The organism is Pseudarthrobacter sp. LMD1-1-1.1 (genome assembly GCF_040676255.1).
In the GTDB taxonomy this organism is placed as follows: Bacteria; Actinomycetota; Actinomycetes; order Actinomycetales; family Micrococcaceae; genus Arthrobacter.
Window position 1 is genome coordinate 71,400 of the sequence record NZ_JBEGHP010000022.1, and the last position, 18,035, is coordinate 89,434.

Consider the following 18,035-nt stretch of genomic DNA (forward strand, 5'->3'; position numbering starts at 1 on the left):
CTCAGCAGTGGATGGAGCTAGGGGACGCGGTGGAGCCATTCCGGGGTGCCGAACTTGGCCGCCACCTTGTCCTCGGCGGCTGCCAGCTCATGTCCCGCGAGCGTTGATGGTGTGGCCCCGTAACGCTCGCTGAAGACCTCGATCATCGCCTCGATGATGGCCGTGCGGGCCAGGCCGGTCTGGCGGCGGAGCGGATCCACCCGCTTCTTGGCGCTGCGGGTGCCCTTGTCGGACAGTTTCTCCTTGCCGATCCGGAGGACCTCGACCATCTTGTCGGCGTCGATGTCGTAGCTCATGGTGACGTGGTGCAGCATGCCGCCGTTGGCGAGGCGCTTCTGCGCGGCGCCGCCGATCTTTCCCTGGTCCGTGGCGATGTCGTTCAGCGGGATGTAGAAGGCGTTGATGCCGATCTTTTCCAGCGCGGCCATGACCCAGGCGTCAAGGAACGGGTAGGAGTCGGCGAAGCTCAGTCCGTCCACCAGGGTCTGGGGCAGGTAGAGCGAGTAGGTAATGCAGTTGCCGGCCTCCATGAACATCGCTCCCCCGCCGCTGATCCGGCGGACCACATTGATGCCGTGCCTGGCCACGCCCTCGGGATCCACCTCGTTCTGCACCGACTGGAAGCTGCCGATGACCACCGACGGTTCCTGCCAGTCCCAGAACCGCAGGGTGGGCGTCCGCGCCCCCGAGCCCACGGCCTCGGTTAGCACCTCGTCGAGGGCAACGTTGATTTCCGTGGGAAGCACGGTGGGCGCGATGACGTTCCACTCGTGGTCTCCCCAGGAGGTCGCCTTGGCCAGGGCACGCCGGACCGTCACGGCAACGGCATCCGCGGAGAAGCCGAACAGCACGGCTCCGGCCGGCAGGGCGGCTGTGACGGCGGCTGCGAGGTCTGCGGCAGGTGTGGTGTCCGGAAGCCCGGTCAGCGCACGGTTGATGTCCTCCAGGGCCTCGTCCGGCTCCAGGAAGAAGTCGCCGCTGACGGAGACGTCCGCCAGTGCGCCGTCCACCACCGCCAGGTCCACCACCACCAGCTTGCCGCCGGGAACCTTGTACTCCCCGTGCAGGCGCTGGTTGCTGTCGGCGTTATTGGCAGGAAATCCGGACTCGCTCATGCTTTCCATCCTGCCCCAGAAAGCAGGTGCGCGGTTAACGCGGAAGGCCCGCACCGTTTCCGGTGCGGGCCTTCTGCAAACAAGCTTGGCGAAGGAATTACTTCTTGCCGCCGAAGCCCTTGAAGCGAGCGTTGAAGCGCTCGACGCGGCCTGCAGAGTCCATGATGCGCTGCTTGCCCGTGTAGAACGGGTGGGACTCGGAAGAGATTTCGACGTCGATGACCGGGTAGGTGTTGCCGTCTTCCCACTCGATGGTCTTGTTGGAAGACACGGTGGAGCGGGTCAGGAACTTTGTGCCGGAGGCCAGGTCGTTGAAGACAACAGCTTCGTACTTCGGGTGGGTATCAGACTTCATAATGGGACCTTTGTTCGCGCAACTGGATTTTGCCAGCTGCCAGGTATGAATGGGATGGCTGCGGTCTGTCGCATCAGCCGAAGCTGAAAAAGCAGGACAACCAGCTATCAATCATAGCCGATCCGCCAGGGGCTGACGAACCGGCGCCCCTGGCGGCAGGTGGTGGCGCCGCAGGTCAGTCCCGTGCGCGCAACTCCCAGAAGGCGACGGCCGAGGCAGCAGCAACGTTCAGTGAATCCACCCCGTTGCGCATGGGGATTTTGACGGCAAGGTCGACGGCGGCGAGCGTCTCCGGGCTCATGCCGGCACCCTCGGTGCCAAGCACCAGGGCGAGCTTGTCCACGTTGCGCGAGGCGACTGCGTCGACATCCTCTGCATCCGGTGTCAGTTCCAGGGCCGCGACGGTGAAGTCGTGGTCCTTGAGCACCCGGAGGTCCCCGGGCCAGTCCTGCAGGCGGGCCCAGGGAACCTGGAACACGGTGCCCATGCTGACGCGCACGCTGCGGCGGTACAGCGGGTCGCCACAGCGTGGCGAGACCAGCACCGCGTCGATGTCCAGCGCCGCTGCGGAGCGGAAAATGGCGCCCACGTTGGTGTGGTCCACGATGTCTTCCAGCACAGCCACGCGGCGCGCCCCGGCGAGGAGGTCGGGCAGCGGCACCGGAGCCGGGCGCTGCATGGCCGCCATGGCCCCGCGGTGCAGGTGGAACCCGGTGATTTCCTCCAGCAGGGCAGCCGAACCGATGAACGCCGGAACGTCCGGGTACGCCTGGAAGACGTCGTCGAGGTCCGCCATCCACTTCTCGGCGAGGAAGAATGACCGGGGCCGGTGCCCGGCTGCAAGGGCCCGGCGCAGGACGCGCGAGGACTCGGCGATGTACATGCCCTCGGCGGGTTCACGGAGCTTGCGCAGGTGCACGTCGGTCAGGGTGGTGTAATCGCTGACGCGCGGGTCATCGGCCGATTCGAGGTAGTGGAAGGTCACCGGGTGATTATTTCAGCAGGTTGGCGATCATCACGCCGAGGGCCACGATGCCCAGGCTGAAGATCACAGCGCGCAGGACGCGGGGCGAGAGCTTCCGGCCTACCTTCGAGCCCAGGAGGCCGCCGATGGTGGAGCTGATGGCGATCAGCAGCACCACCAGCCAGTTGATCCGGTCGAACGCGAACAGGAGGTAGGAGATGGCGGCCACCATGTTCACGCCGAGGACCAGGATGTTCTTCATGGCGTTGGCGTTCTGGATGGTGCCGGTAAGGAACACGCCCAGGATGCCGACCAGCAGGATTCCCTGTGCCGCGACGAAGTAACCCCCGTAGACACCGGCCAGGTAGACCAGGACCACCAGGAGGACGCCGTGGCGTTTGTCCCGGACGGCGTGTTCGGGGTTGGCCTCGCGGTTGCGCACCCAGTCCTGGAGCCGAGGCTGGAACACCACCATCAGCAGTGCCAGGACCAGGAGGACCGGGGCGACGTAGTGGAAGACCTTCTCCGGCAGGTGCAGCAGGAGCCAGGCGCCGGTGACGCCGCCCAGGACCGAGGCGGGAAGGAGGCGGAGCACCTGCTGTCCCCGGCCGGCCAGCTCTCGGCGGTAGCCGAAGGCCCCGGCGCCCGTTCCGAAGACCAGGCCCATGGCATTGCTCATGGAGGCGGTGACGGGTGCAACGCCCAGGGCGATGAGCACCGGAAAGGTCACAAGCGTGCCGGAGCCCACCACCGCGTTGATGGTACCGGCCCACAGGCCGGCGATGAACACAATGATGCTGCTGAAGAGTTCCAAGGTAGTAGCGCAGGCCCCGTCTAGCGGCGTGCTGTGGCGGTGTAGCGTCCCGCGTTCTCGGAGACATCCAGAGGAAGCCCGAAGGTGGTGCTCAGGTGCTCTTCCGTCAGGACCTCGGTGATGGGGCCGGCGGCCACCACGCCGCCGTCGCGCAGCAGCATGGCATGGGTGAAGCCCGGCGGGACTTCTTCAAGGTGGTGCGTGACCAGGACCATGGCCGGGGCCGATTCGTCCCGGGCCAGCTCGCCCAGCTTGTGGACCAGTTCCTCGCGGCCGCCCAGGTCCAGCCCGGCACCGGGCTCATCCAGGAGCAGCAGTTCGGGGTCCGTCATGAGCGCGCGGGCGATCTGGACCCGTTTCCGCTCCCCCTCGGAGAGGGTGGCGAACGTCCTGTTCAGCAGCGGACCCATGCCCCAGTCGTTCAGGAGCCGGAAGGCGCGCCGTTCGTCGTCGCGCTCGTAGCCCTCCCGCCAACGGCCCGTGACGCCATAGGCGGCCGTGACCACGACGTTGAGGACGTTCTCGTGCTCCGGAATCTGGGTGGCAAGGGCTGCCGAGGAAAGGCCGATGCGGGGCCGGAGTTCGAAGACGTCAACACGGCCCAGGACTTCGTCGAGGATGCCGGCGGTGCCGCTGCTGGGGTGGAGGCGTGCCGCCGCGATCTGGAGAAGGGTGGTCTTGCCGGCCCCGTTGGGTCCCAGGATGACCCAGCGTTCGCCCTCGTTGACCTGCCAGTCAACCTTGTCCAGCAGGGTCTTCTTACCACGGACAACGCTGACGGAGTCCAGTTCCAGAACATCACTCATAGGAGTAGACACTAGGACAAAAAAGAAGATGACTGATAACCGGTGTGAAGGCTCCCTAAGGGTTTCGCCCCGGCCGCCCGCAACGAATTCAGGACACCCCACCCGCGCTGACTAAGATTGCAGGCATGACTTCGAACGTGACTGCGGTCAGCTATGGCCTGAATATGACCCCCGCCGGGCTGGAGCAGCTGCGTTCCGTCCTTGCCTCACACGGCGCAGAGCTGCTGTCCGAATCCTCCGCCGGTGACAGCCGGTATGGGGTCCAGGTTCTTGACCTGGCCCTTCCCGACGCCACCGCGGCCGGCCTGGCCGCCCTCCGCCGGGCTGTGGCGGATGCCGCAACCGATGGTTTTGACACGGCCCTGGTGCCCTCGGGGCTCCGCTCTGCGGCCCGCAAGCTGCTGATCATGGATGTGGACTCCACCCTGATCCAGCAGGAGGTCATCGAACTCCTGGCCGCGTACGCCGGCAAGCGCGAGGAAGTGGCGGCCGTAACGGAAGCTGCCATGCGCGGCGAACTCGATTTTGCCCAAAGCCTCCACGCCCGGGTGGCGGTGCTCGCGGGGCTGCCCGCCGACGTCGTCCATTCCGTCCGCAAAGAAGTGAAGCTCAGCGAAGGTGCCGATCAGCTCGTGGCCGCTTTCAAAGCCGCCGGCCACACGGTGGCTGTGGTGTCCGGCGGCTTCAACCAGATCCTGGAGCCTATTGCCGGGGACCTGGGCCTGGACTACTGGCAGGCCAACGAGCTGGAAATCGTCGACGGCGCGCTGACCGGCAAGGTGCTGGGCGCGGTCGTAGACAGGGCAGCGAAGGAAAAGTACTTGCGGGAGTGGGCTGCCGCCGAGGGCATCGCACTGGAGCACACCATCGCCGTGGGCGACGGCGCCAACGACCTGGACATGCTGGGCGCCGCCGGGATCGGGGTGGCCTTCAACGCCAAACCCGCTGTCCGCGCCGTGGCCGACGCCGCCCTGAACATGCCGTACCTGGACGCCGTCCGCCACATCGCCCGGGTCTGAGCCCCCGCAACGCCCCATAACAAAGCGGCCCCCGCCGCCGGATTACCCGGCGGCGGGGGCCATCTGCCCGCTGCTGCTTAGCTGGAAGCCTGCCCGGCGCTCTTGCCGAAGTAGTCGGCACCGCCGGCGTACTCCGTGTGGCCGGACTCGACGTCGGCCGTTGCCATTCCGGCAACAACCTGCGCGAACTCCTCCACCGAGTAAAGCTTCCCGGCCTCCGCGCGGCGCGCTTCGATGGCGCCCGGGGTGGAGCGGTCCAGGAGCGTGGCGGTGACCGTGCCCTCGATCATGTCGCCGGACACCACCACCAGGCTGATGCCCTTCTCCGCCAGGTTGGGGATCAGGTCCCGGAGTGCGTCCTCGCCGGCGCGCTTGCTGCGGGCCACCGGCTCGTAGGCCGGCATGGTGGGGACGGTGTTGATGAAGTGGGCCTGGTGGCTGGTCACGAAGACCACGCGCGAGCCTTCCTTCATCAGGGGCACCGCCGCGTTGAGCATGTTCACCTGGGCGTCGCGGTTCAGCTTGAGCGCATAGTCCTCCCCCATCCCGGTCTCCATGCCGCCGGAGGCGTTCAGGACCAGGATGTCCAGGGACCCGAAGTTCTCCATGGCGGCGCTGGCCAGGGCCTGCACACCCTCCTGGGTGGTGAGGTCCGCGCCGACCGCGACGGCCCGGCCGCCGTCGGCTTCGATGCCCTGCACCACTTTGTTGGCGCGGGGCGCCTTCTGGCGGTAGTTGACCACGACGGCGGCGCCCTCCGAGGCGAGGATCTTGGCTACGTCGGCGCCAATGCCCCGCGATGATCCGGTGACGATCGCCGTCTTGTTGTCCAGCAGTCCCATACGAGCTTCCTTTGTTCGAAACATCTAAATCGTTGTGGCCTGCAGTCCATCATGCCAGCGGCCATGGCCAATATCCGTTGTCTGACTTCGACAAATAAGGACCGCGGGGCTAGTTTCCTGCAGCGGCGGAGGCTGAAGGGTCAGTGGCCCATGCCCAGGCCGCCGTCCACGGGGATGACGGCACCGGAGATGTATGCGGCTTCGTCACTGGCGATCCAGCGGACCACGTTGGCTACCTCTGCAGCTTCAGCGAAACGGCCGGCGGGGATGCTGGCGAGGTAATCCTTTTGGGTGGCCTCGGGGAGTTCGGCGGTCATGTCCGTGTTGATGAATCCGGGTGCCACCACGTTGGCGGTAATGCCGCGTGAGCCCAGTTCGCGCGTAAGGGAGCGGGCGATGCCCACCAGGCCGGCCTTTGAGGCGGAGTAGTTGATCTGTCCCGGCGCCCCGTACAGGCCCGAGACCGAGGAAATGAGGACCACGCGGCCCTTGCGCAGCCGGATCATGCCTTTTGACGCACGCTTGATCACGCGGAAGGCGCCGGTCAGGTTGGTGTCGATCACTGAGGTGAAGTCATCCTCGCTCATGCGCAGCAGCAGCGTGTCCTTGGTGATGCCGGCGTTGGCCACGAGGACTTCCACCGGACCGTGGGCAGCTTCCACTTCCTTGAAGGCGGCATCCACGGAAGCCTCGTCGGTGACGTCCGCCTTGACGCCGAGGATGCCCTCCGGCAGCTGGGTTTCGCTGCGGTAGGTCACAGCCACCTTGTCGCCGTTGGCGAGGAACGCCTGCGCGATGGCCAGCCCGATACCGCGGTTGCCGCCGGTGATGAGGACGCTGCGCGGTGCGGTAACTGCTTCAGTCATGGAGGTGCTCCGGAATTCTGCGGCAGGCTGCGCCGCGGTAGAGGGTGTGGTTTGGCTGGAACCGATCTTAGCGGCAGCCCTGCCGCGGGTTTGGGCAGCACTGCCGATGGTGCGAGAATTAAGGGAAGCCTTTGGAGCGTGATCATTCACCGTGACCCTTGAAAACCATGCGGGACGTCCGGCGCCCGAAGAACCGGGCCGGTTCTCCGGCGACACCGAGGTCCACAGCATTACGGATGCCGCCGCCGCGCATTCGGAGGATATGCGCCAGCGGATGATTAAGTACGCCCTGGCGATGGGCATCCGCATGGTCTGCCTGATCCTCATTTTCGTGGTGGACGGCTGGTTCAAGATCATTGCGGTGGCGGGCGCGGTCTTCCTGCCGTGGTTCGCCGTGGTGATTGCCAACGGCAGCGACAAGGCAGAAACGCCCAGTGACCTGCTGCTGGATTCCGCGCCGCTGGCCGAGCTGGAAAGCCCTGCCCCTCCGGTGCCGGATGAGGAACCGGGAAGCGCCGTGCTGCAGGGCGAACTGGTGAAGGACGAGGACCCGGAGGACGGGGAGGAGCGGCAGGCATCATGAGCATTTTCGATTTCGCAGCGGGAACGGACGTGGCATCGGAGGCTGCCGCCGTCTGCTCCCGGAAGGCGTGCAGGGCCCAGGCGTCCTGGCAGCTTCTCTGGAACAACCCGAAAATCCATGCTCCTGAGCGGCGCAAAACCTGGCTGGCCTGCGCCGACCACCGGGACTGGCTGGAGGACTACCTGCAGACGCGTGGCCTCTGGAAGGAAACGCTCCCGCTGGAAGCCGCCGGGGACGCCCCCCTGGAGCAGGACATCTGAATGTACCGTTTCCTCTTTTCCAGCAAGTGGCTGGGCTATCTCCTGCTGGCCGCCATCTTTGCCACCGCGTGCGTTTTCCTGGGCCGCTGGCAGATGGACCGGCGCGCCGAGACCCTGGCCGAAATCAACCGCGTTGTCAGCAATTACTCGGCGGCTCCCATTCCCTTCGCCCAGGCACGGGACCAGTTCACCCAGCTGGACCCGGCCAAGGAATGGACCCAGGTCGAGCTGAAAGGCTCCTACGATGCCGCCGGGCAGCGGGTTGTGCGCAACCGGCCGCTCAATGGGCAGCCCGGGTACGAGGTGGTGGTCCCGTTCCGCCTCACCACGGGCGAGACCGTTGTCATCGACCGCGGCTGGCTGCCCATCGGCAACAAGAATCCAGGCAGCCCTGACTCCGTGCCCGCCCCGCCCTCCGGTGACGTGACCGCCGTCGTCCGTTTGAAGCATGGTGAGCCGGAGCTGCAGCGCGGGGCACCCGAGGGGCAGCTGGCATCCATTGACCTTCCCACCTACTCAGCGCAGCTGGGTTATCCCCTGATGACGGGTGCGTACGGCCAGCTGGCCTCGGAAACGCCGGCGCCGGCGGAGATGCCGGTTGCCTTCCCCAAGCCGTCCACGGACGAGGGGACGCACTTGTCCTACTCGCTGCAGTGGTTCGCTTTCGGGGTCCTGATGTTCGTGGGCTTCGGCTATGCGGCGCGGCAGCAGGCGCGTAACGCAGCGATCGACGCCGAGGACCAGGACGAGCCGGAATTTGACGGAGCGGTCCACTCCGCCGTCCAGGCCGCCCGGCGCCAGCCCGCCCCGCCGCGCAAGCGCAGGAAGGCGACGGCCGAGGAGGAAGAAGACGCCCTCCTGGACGCGCAGGGGTACTAGGACGTGGAGAAGCACGACGGCGGTCCGGTCGCCTTGGTGCGCGCCTCGCTGGTCGAGGCCGGAGTCGGCGACACCGTGCGGACTTTTTCCGCGGGGGTGCCCACGGCCGCCGCCGCGGCCCAGGCGCTGGAATGCGATCTTGCCGCCATCACCAACAGCCTCATTTTCGACGTCGGCGGCGAACCCCTGCTGATCCTCGCCAGCGGTGCGGCCCGTGTTGATACGGCGCTGGTTGCGGCCCGGCTCGGGACCGGCAAAATTAGGCGGGCCTCCCCCGCATTCGTCCTGGACCACACCGGACAGAAGGTCGGCGGGGTCGCCCCGGTGGGCCACCCGAAGAGAATCAGGACACTTTTGGATGAAACCCTGCAGGCCCACGGGCTGCTGTGGGCCGGGGCAGGTGACCACAACTCGATGTTCAGCATCACCTACCAGGACCTGCTCCGCATCACCGGGGCCATGGAACTGACGGTGCGCTAGGCCAGCGTGATCAGGTCCAGGTAGTCCTCGTTCCAGAGGTCTTCCACGCCGTCCGGAAGCATGACGACCCGTTCGGGGTTCAGGGCCTCGACAGCACCTTCGTCGTGGCTGACCAGCACGACGGCGCCGGTGTAGTTCCGGAGCGCGCCGAGGATTTCCGCGCGGCTGGCGGGGTCGAGGTTGTTGGTGGGCTCGTCGAGAAGGAGCACATTGGCGCTTGAGGCCACGATGGTGGCCAGGGCCAGGCGGGTCTTCTCACCGCCGGAGAGCACGCCTGCGGGCTTGTCCACGTCGTCGCCGGAGAACAGGAATGAGCCCAGGATACCCCGCACCTCGGCGTCCTTCATGTCCGGCGCGGACGAGCGCATGTTCTCCAGCACGGTGCGGTTGTGGTCCAGGGTTTCGTGCTCCTGGGCGTAGTAGCCCACCTTGAGGCCGTGGCCCGGGATGACCTCGCCGGTGTCGGGGGTATCCACACCGGCGAGCATGCGCAGCAGGGTGGTCTTGCCGGCACCGTTGAGGCCAAGGATGACCACCTTGGACCCGCGGTCGATGGCCAGGTCCACGTCGGTGAAGATCTCCAGCGACCCATAGGACTTGCTGAGCCCGTCCGCGGTGAGCGGGGTCTTGCCGCAGGGTGAGGGGTCCGGGAACCGCAGGGCTGCCACGCGGTCCTGCTCACGGACAGCTTCCAGTCCGCTGAGGAGCCGTTCGGCACGCTTGGCCATGTTCTGCGCGGCAACAGCCTTAGTGGCCTTGGCCCGCATCTTGTTGGCCTGGTCCATGAGGACCTGCGCCTTCTTTTCGGCGTTGGCCCGTTCACGCTTCCGGGCCCGCTCGTCAGTCTCGCGCTGCAGGAGGTATCGCTTCCAGTCCATGTTGTAAAAGTCGATCTGGGCACGGTTGGCATCGAGCAGGAACACCTTGTTCACGGTGGCTTCCAGCAAATCGGTGTCGTGGCTGATCACGATCAGGCCGCCCTGGTGGTTCTTCAGGAAGTCCCGCAGCCAGGCGATGGAGTCGGCGTCGAGGTGGTTCGTCGGTTCGTCCAGGAGCATGGTCTCGGCATCCGAGTACAGGATGCGGGCAAGCTCCACGCGGCGCCGCTGGCCGCCGGAGAGCGTCTTGAGCGGCTGGTTCAGCAGCCGGTCAGGGAGGGCAAGGTTGGAACAGATCGAGGCTGCTTCGGCCTCGGCCGCGTAGCCGCCCGCGGCGAGGAACTCGGATTCCAGCCGGTCGTACCGGTTCATGGCCTTGCGCTGGACGTCGGCGTCCTCGCTCGCCATTTCGTCGTGCGCCTTGCGCAGTTTGCCGACGACGATGTCCAGGCCGCGGGCGGAAAGGATCCGGTCACGCGCCAACTGTTCCATGTCGGGGGTCCGCGGGTCCTGGGGCAGGTACCCGATTTCTCCGCTGCGGGTCACCTTGCCGGCGGCGGGCAGGCCTTCGCCCGCGAGGACACGGGTCAGCGTGGTCTTGCCCGCGCCGTTCCGGCCCACCAGGCCGATCTTGTCCCCTTTGTCGATGCGGAAGCTCACCTGGTCCATGAGGAGCCGGGCACCGGCGCGCAGTTCAAGATCCTGGACAGTAATCACAGCAGGTAAGGCCTTTCACAACAGGGAACGCCACGGTCCGCGCACTGTGTGCGAAGGGACGCTGGGGCAGAGTGGCCGGAGAACGGCACTATCCAGTCTACCGTCCGGCGGGCCACGCCAGTTTCAGCAGCAGAAACTTCCGGCCGTCCGGTGATGGCGCCGTGGGCTTAACTGCCGCCTGCGCCCCGGAGGTTCAAGCAGAATGGGGTCATGGAATTCGATCGGCTGCTCCAAATCCGGCGTATTTACGCACAGCCAGCCGCCCTGGAGCTGCCCCGTGGCCAGCAGATTGTCGCGCGCTGGCCTGACGCCGACGTCGTACTGGTGGACAGCCATTGGAACATCCCGGACCTGCACGGTGACGAAACCAACGTGCCGCGCTGGTCACGGATCAAAACGGAAGCGCTGGTCCTGGGGATCAAAAAATCGCTGACCGTCAAACCCAATGGCCGCTCGGCGGACTTCATTGCACCTTCCACGGCGAACGGCTGCGCCATGGCGTGCGCCTACTGCTACGTTCCGCGGCATAAGGGCTACAGCAATCCAATTACCGTGTTCGCCAACATCGACCAGATCGCGGCGACGCTGGAGCGGCACGCCACCCGCCAGGGGCTCAAGCTGGAGCCCAACCAGTGCGACCCGGAACTGTGGGTCTATGACATCGGCGAAAACAGCGACTGTTCGGTGGATGCGCTGCTCAGCCCCAACGTCGAGGAACTTGTGGGGCTTTTCCGCGAACTGCCCAACGCCAAGCTGTCCTTCGCCACCAAATTCGTCAACCGGGAAATGCTGGCGTGGGACCATGACGGCCACACCCGGATCCGCTTCTCCCTGATGCCGGCGGACCTGGCCAAGTCCATTGACGTCCGGACGTCGCCGGTCGTGGAACGGCTGGCCGCGATCAATGACTTTGTCGACGCAGGCTACGAAGTGCACGTGAACTTCTCCCCCGTCGTCATCACCGACACCTGGCTGGCCGACTGGGAAGCGCTGCTCCGCCAACTCGATGCGACGTTGACGGAGGCAGCCAAGGCCCAGCTCGCGGCGGAGGTCATCTTCTTGACGCACAACGAGCAGCTGCACGAGGTCAACCTGGGCTGGCATCCGCAGGCTGAGAACGTCCTGTGGCGCCCAGACCTCCAGGAATCAAAAACCTCGTCCAACGGTTTCAACAACGTCCGCTACCGGTCACGGGCCAAGGCCGGTTACGTGCGGCAGCTGACCGGACTGATCCAGGACATCGCACCGTACTGCCGCATCCGCTACGCGTTCTGAAACGCGCGGCCGGTGCGGCACCTGTCAGCCTCTTGGCTCGGCGGGCCCGTGGCCGCCATTCCCGGCAGACGCGGCCGCCTCATTGTGGCCGCCCTTGGCCTTGCCGAACGGCAGCACTTTCAGAAGCGGGCCCACCACCGCCAGGACGATGAGGCCCCAGACGAGCCCGACGACCGTTGAGCACAGGGTGTTGACGAGCCAAGCCAAAAGACCGCCGACAACCGCGACCCCTGCCACCGGGTGCTCCAGCGCGTGGACCAGGTCGTAGGGTGCGTGCCAGCCGAGGTCATGCGCGCCCTGCAGCATGATGTGGCCGCCAACCCACAGCATGGCGATCGTTCCGACGAAGGTGATGGTGGCCAGCACGGCGGGCATGCCCGTGACCAGCAACCTCCCGAAGCGCTTGGAGCGGGGAGAGTCCTTGGCAGCCAAGTGCACACCGATGTCGTCCATCTTGACGATGAGCGCGACGGCGCCGTACACGAGCACGGTGATGGCGAACGCCACCAGGACCAGGATGAACGCACGGACCCAGATGGATTCTGTGGCCACCTCGTTCATGGAGATGACCATGATCTCGCAGGACAGGATGAAGTCGGTCGTGATAGCGCCCTTGACGACCTTGGCCTCGGCGTCGTGCCCGCGTTCCACCGCCGGCGCTTCGTCCTCCTCGTGGTGGCCGCCGCGGAGCTTGTGCCAGACCTTCTCGGCGCCCTCGTAGCAGAGGTAAGTGCCGCCGAGCATGAGGATGAACGGGATGATCCAGGGGATGAAGGCGCTGATGAGCAGCAGGGCGGGCAGGATGATCAGGAGCTTGTTCCGGATGGAGCCCCAGAAGATCTTCTTGATCATCGGCAGTTCGCGTGACGGGTCCGCACCTGAGACGTACTGCGGTGTGACCGCGGCGTCGTCGATGACTACCCCGGCGGCCTTGGCCCCTGCCTTGGCTGCACCGGCGGCGACGTCATCCACTGATGCTGCCGCGATGCGGGCCAGGGCTGCGACGTCATCCAGCAGGGCTACGAGGCCGCCGCTCACAGCTGGCCCCCGCGAATCTTGTGGTCAGGGCGTTGAGCATTGGGGGCTGGGTGCGTGATGGGCATATTCGGAGTATATTGCAGCCCGCCTGCAGGCTCAGCCCTTCGTCAGGTCCTCCGCGAACATCACAATGATGCCGCTGGGGCCCCGGACATAGCTGAGCTTGTAGGCGTTTTCGTACGTTGCCACGCCACGCAGGGGATGGCAGCCGTGCCTTGCGGCGATCTCAAGTGCGTTGCCAATGTCGTCAACGGAGAAGGCAACGCGGTGCATGCCGATCTCGTTGGGCAGGGTGGGCTCAGTCTCGATCGCGTCGGGGTGGATGTATTCGAAGAGCTCGAGGCGGCCCTTGCCATCCGGTGTTTGGAGCATGGCTATCCGGGCGTGGTTGCCGTCGAGTCCGACGGCGGTATCGGCCCATTCCCCGCTCACAGTCTGGCGGCCCAGGACAATGAGCCCCAGGTCGGTAAAGAAAGCGATCGCCTCTTCCAAATCGCGGACCGCGATGCCTACATTCTCGAGTTTGATGGGCATGGGCCACACGGTACCAAGCCCGCATTGTCCGGGTCGAGGCCTGCCCACCACCGGACGCGGGCGCTCTGCGGCACCCTGGCGTTGGACTTTTTGCTTGCCACCCTAAATACTAGGCAGGCTAGTTAAGTGGGACTTCGACGAAGAGGTGGGCATGGAGCGCGGTGAGGAACAACAAGCACTGATATCCGTCATCAACACGCTTGCGGGCAGGTTTCCCGGACGTTCCCGGACGGACGTCGAAGACGCCGTCTGCGAGGAATACTCCGCCTTCAACGCCGGCCCCGTGCGGAGCTTGGTACCCATCCTTGTGGAACGCGCTGCCACCAAGCGTCTGGAAGGCGGACTGCTGTAAAGGTGATTTCGGGACGTCCCAATCCATCCCGGGAACTCAGCGCCTGGCCTGGTACCTGGTCAGGACCACGCCACCGGGAAATGTCCGGGTCTCCACCAAGCCCAGGTTCATCCTTCCTTCCAGGGCCGTGAAGTACGGTGTGCCGCCTCCCAGCAGGACCGGATGCGTGACGGTCACGTACTCGTCGATCAGCCCGGCCCGCATGGCCGCCGCGGCGAGTGTGGCACCGACGATGTCCATGGGACCGCCCTCGCCGGCCTTGAGGCGGATGATTTCGGCGACCGGATCGCCGGTGACCAGGCGTGCATTCCAGTCGACAGTGCTGATCGTCGAGGAGAACACCACCTTTGGCATGTCGCGCCAGCGGTGGGCGAACTCGATCTGCGCCGGTGTGGCGCTAGGCTGCTGGTCGGCGGTCGGCCAGTGCGAGCTCATGGTCTCCCAGAGTTTGCGGCCGTACAGTGCCAGGCCCGTCGCTGCGACCCGGTCGGACCACCATTGGAACAGCTCATCGCTCGGTACGCTCCAACCGAGGTCGTCGCCGGGCGCTGCGATGTACCCGTCAACGCTCACATTCATGGCGTAGGTCAGTTTCCGCATGGCGCCAGTCTCCCGTTCGCCGGCAGCCTCTGTACAGACCAGCAGAGTTCGTGTTCGGTTGGGCCGTCGCTCCCGGGATCAAGCCCAGCCGGCAGCCCGCCGAACAGCCACTGCCAGCTCTACGGCAGGAATGTCGGAGGAGTCCAGAACCAGGTCATCGATCTCTGCAGCTTCAAGAACTTTTGACAACTCGCTGACGCGGTCCAGATGCCACGTGAGGCGTTCAGGATCGTCCCGATGGCGGAAGCGCAGGCGTGACTCCAGCACCTCTGGACGAGCCACGAGACGGCAGACGAACATTCGAGCGGAACCCAGGGCGGCGACGTAGCGGGGTATTTCAGCTTCTGACTCGATGACCCCTGCGAGAATGAACCGCTTTGCTCCCGCAGCCCGATAGTTGTCCATGACCCGATTTTCCCAGCCAGAGCAGTAACTTCACCCGTCAACGCTGCCTAGGATCCGAAAAGCGCGTTTCTCCTCAAGATTCCCAGCCGGAGCCCGGTGGAAATGCGGAAAATCCGTAGACTTGCCCTTTCCAGCTGTCCCGGACCGCGAGAGCGAGAAACTGTGGGTATCTTCAAGAGGAAATCTCCGGAAGCGGAGACACCTGACTCCGCCCTGACGTTCTTCACCCATTGCAAGGCCGACGAGTTCCGGGCCACCGCGCGCGAAGTCTTCGCCGAGGCGGGACTCGAAGTGGAGGTCCACCCGGGCCATGCCGTCGACGGTTCCGGACGCGAATTCGGCTTCTGGAACATCGGGGCCATTTGCTATGAGCAGCCCCAGTCCATGTGGCGCGGCTTGATCGCCGACCATCTTGAACGCGTACTGGCGAGCTTTGAGGCACCCGATCCGTTCGGCGTCCTGGCCCCTCAGGACGTGCAGAGCCGGACCTTCGGCCGCCTCTACGACGAGGCAAGCATCCCGGGGATACAGAGCTACCCACACAGGGAGTTCGCACCCGGCATTGTCGAGATGCTCGCCCTCGACCTTCCAGACACCGTTGCGGTCTTCAACCACGACAACGCGAACAGATTTGGCGGCTGGGAAGCCCTCCAGGGACAGGGCATCGAAAACCTCCGCAGCCTGGAAACCGAACAACTAGAGACCCTCCCCGCACCTGGAGGGGGCACCTTCAATGCCCTCCTGGGTGAATCTGTGTACACCGCAAGCCGCGCCCTGCTTCTGCCCGGTCTGGCCACAGAACTCACGGGCCAGCGCGCTGTAAAAGACTTTGGGTGGCTGATGAGCATCCCGAACCGGCACCAGGTTGTCTGGCACATCGTCGAGGACGCCACCGTCGTCCCAGTGCTCAACGGAATGGCACGCTTCACCGCCATGGGCTACGCCGATGCGGCCGGGTCGGTGAGCCCGCACGTTTACTGGTGGAACGGCACGGGTTACGAGCAACTTACCCAGGTGCGCGACGACGGCACCCTCACCGTCCACGTCAGTCCAGGCTTCCAGGCCGTGCTCCGCTCCATGACAAGGGACGGATAGCGCGGCGCGGCCCGCTTGTGCCCACCCGAAAGCACTCACACGCTCCCTTAGTAGGACCCCTACAAAATGGTCCCTGTTCCGCCCCGGTAGCGTCGGCTGTACATTAGATTCCGCTTGTACAACCCCGACAGGACCATCATGGGCAACACCGAGACCACCACAGAAACCAGCAAACGGACGGAGCGCCGCCGCTGGAACGGCACCGATCTGGGACTGATCGCCGTCTTCGCCGCCCTCGTTGCCGGCGCAGCCCTGGTGCCGGGACTGGCCCTGAACGGCTTCGGCGTCCCCATCACCTTCCAGACCCTTGCCGTGATGCTCACCGGCCTGGTGCTGGGCCCCGCCCGCGGATTCGCCGCCGTCGGACTTTACACCCTCCTGGGCCTGGCCGGCCTGCCCATCTTCAGCCAGGGCCGCAGTGGCCTGGCCATCCTTGCCGGGCCCTCGGCCGGCTACATCATCGCCTTCCCCATCGCCGCCGCCGTGGTGGGTTGGCTGGCCGCTGTGGTCATCCGGCGGACCACGAAGGCACGCGCCCTGTGGTTCTTCCTGGCCGCCACGGTCACGAGCGTTGTCTTCGTGCACACGCTGGGCGTCCTGGGAATTGCCCTCAACTCCAAGGCCACCCTGGAGCAGGCCTTCCTCAGCGACCTGGTCTTCTACCCGGGAGACATCATCAAGAATCTCCTCGCCGCCGCCGTCGCCGTCGCCCTGCACCGGGCCTTCCCCGACGTGCTGGTCCGCCGCGTGCGCCGCCGCACCCAGCCCACCCAAAGCGCCTAGGGACAACGCATGCCGGCAGTAACGTTTGAACAGGTGGGTGTCGCCGTCGACAGCGAAGACTCCCCGCAGCCCAAGGTCCTTCTGGACGCAGTCAGCCTCAGGCTGGACGAAGCCCGGGTGGGCGTCATCGGCGCCAACGGATCCGGCAAATCCACGCTGCTGCGCCTCATCAACGGACTCGTCCAGCCCACCAGCGGCACCGTCACGGTCGACGGCGACGACACAGTAGGTGCCGTCCGGAAGGTCAGGCGCAACGTGGGGTTCGTCTTCACCGATCCCCTCTCCCAGCTGGTGATGCCCACCGGACGGGAAGACGTGGAACTGTCCCTCCGCCGCTCAACCAAGAACGGTGCGGAGCGGCGCCGGCTGGCAGACAAAGCCCTCGAACGCCTGGGCCTGCTTCACCTGGCGGACCAAAGCATCTACGAGCTGTCCGGCGGTGAACGGCAGCTGATGGCGCTCGCCGCCGTGCTGTCAGTGAACCCCCGGGTTTTGGTGCTGGACGAGCCCTCAACCCTCCTTGACCTGCGCAACCGCGAGCTGCTGCGCAGGACCCTGGCGGACCTGGACCAGCAAATCATCATGTCCACCCACGACCTTGACCTGGCCCTGGACATGGACCGGGTCCTGGTCATCGACCAGGGCCGCGTCGCCTTCGACGGCGCCCCGGCGGATGCAGTGGCGGCCTACCGCTCATGGTGCCTGCAGGGACTCGACGCCACAGGGCGGGATTCCACATGAGGGGCCACGGCTTCCTCCTGGCAAACTACGTTCCCGGCACATCACTGGTACACCGGGCGCCGCTGGCCCTGAAGTTCCTCCTGGTTATCGGTTCTGGCCTGCTTTCGTTCCTCATCGTGGACTGGCGCATCTCCGCGGCCATCCTGGCCGTCCTTTGCGGCCTGTTCCTCGCAACAGGCGCGGGGTTGAAGCGGTTGTGGCACGCCGTCCGCCCGCTGGCCCCCTTGCTCCTGGTCATCGGACTCTTCCAGTGGTGGCAGCTTGGCGGACCAACAGCGGGCCGGATCGTGCTGAACATCCTGGTCTGCGTCGTGGCAGCGTCCCTGCTCACAGCCACCATGCCGATCCAGCGGCTACTGGACGGTGTGGTCCACCTGGCGCGGCCCTTCAAAAGGTTCGGCGCCGATCCCGAACGCTTCGCACTGACCATCGGCGTCATGCTCCGCAGCATTCCCTTCATCGCCGGCACCTTCGCCGACGTCCGCGACTCCGCCAAGGCCCGGGGACTGGAGCGCAACCCGCGCGCGCTGGTCCTGCCGGTCTTCATCACGTCCGTGGCCTACGCCCGCCAAACAGGTGAGGCACTGGCCGCCCGCGGCCTGGGCGAAGCGGAAGACTGACCGGCTGGGACGCC

The 18,035-nt window shown here is 65.8% G+C and carries 23 protein-coding genes; 11 read left to right on the plus strand and 12 right to left on the minus strand.

Annotated features, from left to right (window positions below; translation table 11 throughout):
- Nucleotides 1-17: 17 nt before the first annotated feature.
- The 5 genes from MRBLMD1_RS10915 to MRBLMD1_RS10935 form a co-directional block, all read right to left on the minus strand.
- Nucleotides 18-1,115 carry a lipoate--protein ligase family protein gene (locus MRBLMD1_RS10915; RefSeq protein ID WP_364399440.1) on the minus strand — a complete coding sequence of 366 codons (1,098 nt, stop codon included), beginning with the start codon at nucleotides 1,113-1,115 and terminating at the stop codon, nucleotides 18-20.
- Nucleotides 1,116-1,212: 97 nt separating this feature from the next.
- Nucleotides 1,213-1,470, minus strand: coding sequence for a type B 50S ribosomal protein L31 (locus MRBLMD1_RS10920; RefSeq protein ID WP_018771158.1), 258 nt, complete (start codon nucleotides 1,468-1,470; stop codon nucleotides 1,213-1,215).
- 175 nt (nucleotides 1,471-1,645) lie between these two features.
- A complete protein-coding gene (locus tag MRBLMD1_RS10925; RefSeq protein WP_275180098.1) occupies nucleotides 1,646-2,455 on the minus strand; it encodes a TrmH family RNA methyltransferase in 810 nt (269 codons plus the stop codon).
- A 7-nt stretch (nucleotides 2,456-2,462) separates the two neighbouring features.
- A complete protein-coding gene (locus tag MRBLMD1_RS10930; RefSeq protein ID WP_364399443.1) occupies nucleotides 2,463-3,248 on the minus strand; it encodes a sulfite exporter TauE/SafE family protein in 786 nt (261 codons plus the stop codon).
- A 20-nt stretch (nucleotides 3,249-3,268) separates the two neighbouring features.
- Nucleotides 3,269-4,054 (minus strand): ABC transporter ATP-binding protein, encoded by a 786-nt coding sequence (locus MRBLMD1_RS10935; protein WP_159632023.1) that lies wholly within the window; start codon nucleotides 4,052-4,054, stop codon nucleotides 3,269-3,271.
- A 125-nt stretch (nucleotides 4,055-4,179) separates the two neighbouring features.
- On the opposite strand from MRBLMD1_RS10935, the gene serB reads away from it, so the two are divergent.
- Entirely contained in the window at nucleotides 4,180-5,073 is an 894-nt protein-coding gene (serB, locus tag MRBLMD1_RS10940; RefSeq protein ID WP_364399445.1) for a phosphoserine phosphatase SerB, read from the plus strand.
- 77 nt (nucleotides 5,074-5,150) lie between these two features.
- Here the strand turns inward: serB and MRBLMD1_RS10945 are convergent, their stop codons facing one another.
- Nucleotides 5,151-5,915 (minus strand): SDR family oxidoreductase, encoded by a 765-nt coding sequence (locus MRBLMD1_RS10945; protein ID WP_159632025.1) that lies wholly within the window; start codon nucleotides 5,913-5,915, stop codon nucleotides 5,151-5,153.
- Nucleotides 5,916-6,055: 140 nt separating this feature from the next.
- A complete protein-coding gene (locus tag MRBLMD1_RS10950) occupies nucleotides 6,056-6,781 on the minus strand; it encodes a beta-ketoacyl-ACP reductase (RefSeq protein WP_159632026.1) in 726 nt (241 codons plus the stop codon).
- Between the two features lie 151 nt (nucleotides 6,782-6,932).
- On the opposite strand from MRBLMD1_RS10950, the gene MRBLMD1_RS10955 reads away from it, so the two are divergent.
- Genes MRBLMD1_RS10955 through MRBLMD1_RS10970 form a run of 4 tightly spaced genes read left to right on the plus strand, consistent with a single transcriptional unit; the run spans nucleotide 6,933 to nucleotide 8,983 of the window.
- Complete coding sequence (locus tag MRBLMD1_RS10955; protein WP_159632027.1) at nucleotides 6,933-7,364, plus strand: DUF3099 domain-containing protein; 432 nt, start codon at nucleotides 6,933-6,935, stop codon at nucleotides 7,362-7,364.
- Complete coding sequence (locus MRBLMD1_RS10960) at nucleotides 7,361-7,624, plus strand: hypothetical protein (RefSeq protein ID WP_159632028.1); 264 nt, start codon at nucleotides 7,361-7,363, stop codon at nucleotides 7,622-7,624. Before MRBLMD1_RS10955 ends, MRBLMD1_RS10960 begins: the two co-directional genes overlap by 4 nt.
- Entirely contained in the window at nucleotides 7,625-8,503 is an 879-nt protein-coding gene (locus MRBLMD1_RS10965; RefSeq protein WP_364399448.1) for an SURF1 family protein, read from the plus strand.
- Nucleotides 8,504-8,506: 3 nt separating this feature from the next.
- Nucleotides 8,507-8,983 (plus strand): YbaK/EbsC family protein, encoded by a 477-nt coding sequence (locus tag MRBLMD1_RS10970; protein ID WP_364399450.1) that lies wholly within the window; start codon nucleotides 8,507-8,509, stop codon nucleotides 8,981-8,983.
- On the opposite strand, the gene MRBLMD1_RS10975 is transcribed toward MRBLMD1_RS10970, so the two are convergent.
- Complete coding sequence (locus tag MRBLMD1_RS10975) at nucleotides 8,980-10,578, minus strand: ABC-F family ATP-binding cassette domain-containing protein (RefSeq protein WP_159632029.1); 1,599 nt, start codon at nucleotides 10,576-10,578, stop codon at nucleotides 8,980-8,982. The genes MRBLMD1_RS10970 and MRBLMD1_RS10975 overlap by 4 nt on opposite strands.
- 210 nt (nucleotides 10,579-10,788) lie before the next feature.
- Here MRBLMD1_RS10975 and MRBLMD1_RS10980 point away from each other — a divergent pair, with 210 nt between their 5' ends.
- Nucleotides 10,789-11,853, plus strand: a complete 1,065-nt coding sequence (locus MRBLMD1_RS10980; RefSeq protein WP_364399452.1) for a spore photoproduct lyase family protein — start codon at nucleotides 10,789-10,791, stop codon at nucleotides 11,851-11,853.
- 24 nt (nucleotides 11,854-11,877) lie between these two features.
- Here the strand turns inward: MRBLMD1_RS10980 and MRBLMD1_RS10985 are convergent, their stop codons facing one another.
- A complete protein-coding gene (locus MRBLMD1_RS10985) occupies nucleotides 11,878-12,891 on the minus strand; it encodes a DUF808 domain-containing protein (RefSeq protein ID WP_224026059.1) in 1,014 nt (337 codons plus the stop codon).
- Nucleotides 12,892-12,987: 96 nt separating this feature from the next.
- Nucleotides 12,988-13,425, minus strand: a complete 438-nt coding sequence (locus MRBLMD1_RS10990) for a VOC family protein (RefSeq protein ID WP_159632032.1) — start codon at nucleotides 13,423-13,425, stop codon at nucleotides 12,988-12,990.
- A 151-nt stretch (nucleotides 13,426-13,576) separates the two neighbouring features.
- Here MRBLMD1_RS10990 and MRBLMD1_RS10995 point away from each other — a divergent pair, with 151 nt between their 5' ends.
- Nucleotides 13,577-13,777: a three-helix bundle dimerization domain-containing protein gene (locus MRBLMD1_RS10995; protein WP_224026058.1), complete on the plus strand. Its 201-nt coding sequence runs from the start codon at nucleotides 13,577-13,579 to the stop codon at nucleotides 13,775-13,777.
- Nucleotides 13,778-13,813: 36 nt separating this feature from the next.
- Here the strand turns inward: MRBLMD1_RS10995 and MRBLMD1_RS11000 are convergent, their stop codons facing one another.
- Together MRBLMD1_RS11000 and MRBLMD1_RS11005 are read right to left on the minus strand one after the other, a co-directional pair.
- Entirely contained in the window at nucleotides 13,814-14,377 is a 564-nt protein-coding gene (locus MRBLMD1_RS11000) for a dihydrofolate reductase family protein (protein ID WP_364399455.1), read from the minus strand.
- Between the two features lie 78 nt (nucleotides 14,378-14,455).
- Entirely contained in the window at nucleotides 14,456-14,782 is a 327-nt protein-coding gene (locus tag MRBLMD1_RS11005; RefSeq protein ID WP_364399457.1) for a hypothetical protein, read from the minus strand.
- Nucleotides 14,783-14,944: 162 nt separating this feature from the next.
- Between MRBLMD1_RS11005 and MRBLMD1_RS11010 the strand changes: the two genes are divergently transcribed.
- The 4 genes from MRBLMD1_RS11010 to MRBLMD1_RS11025 all read left to right on the plus strand — a co-directional run bounded on the left by MRBLMD1_RS11010 (nucleotide 14,945) and on the right by MRBLMD1_RS11025 (nucleotide 18,021).
- Entirely contained in the window at nucleotides 14,945-15,877 is a 933-nt protein-coding gene (locus tag MRBLMD1_RS11010; protein WP_364399459.1) for a hypothetical protein, read from the plus strand.
- Nucleotides 15,878-16,015: 138 nt separating this feature from the next.
- On the plus strand, nucleotides 16,016-16,660 hold the full coding sequence (locus tag MRBLMD1_RS11015; RefSeq protein WP_364400413.1) for a biotin transporter BioY: 645 nt from the start codon (nucleotides 16,016-16,018) through the stop codon (nucleotides 16,658-16,660).
- Nucleotides 16,661-16,669: 9 nt separating this feature from the next.
- The gene (locus tag MRBLMD1_RS11020) at nucleotides 16,670-17,401 is read left to right on the plus strand and encodes an energy-coupling factor ABC transporter ATP-binding protein (protein ID WP_364399461.1); all 732 of its coding nucleotides are present in this window, start codon (nucleotides 16,670-16,672) and stop codon (nucleotides 17,399-17,401) included.
- Nucleotides 17,398-18,021 carry an energy-coupling factor transporter transmembrane component T family protein gene (locus MRBLMD1_RS11025; RefSeq protein ID WP_364399463.1) on the plus strand — a complete coding sequence of 208 codons (624 nt, stop codon included), beginning with the start codon at nucleotides 17,398-17,400 and terminating at the stop codon, nucleotides 18,019-18,021. Before MRBLMD1_RS11020 ends, MRBLMD1_RS11025 begins: the two co-directional genes overlap by 4 nt.
- The last annotated feature ends 14 nt before the right edge of the window (nucleotides 18,022-18,035 follow it).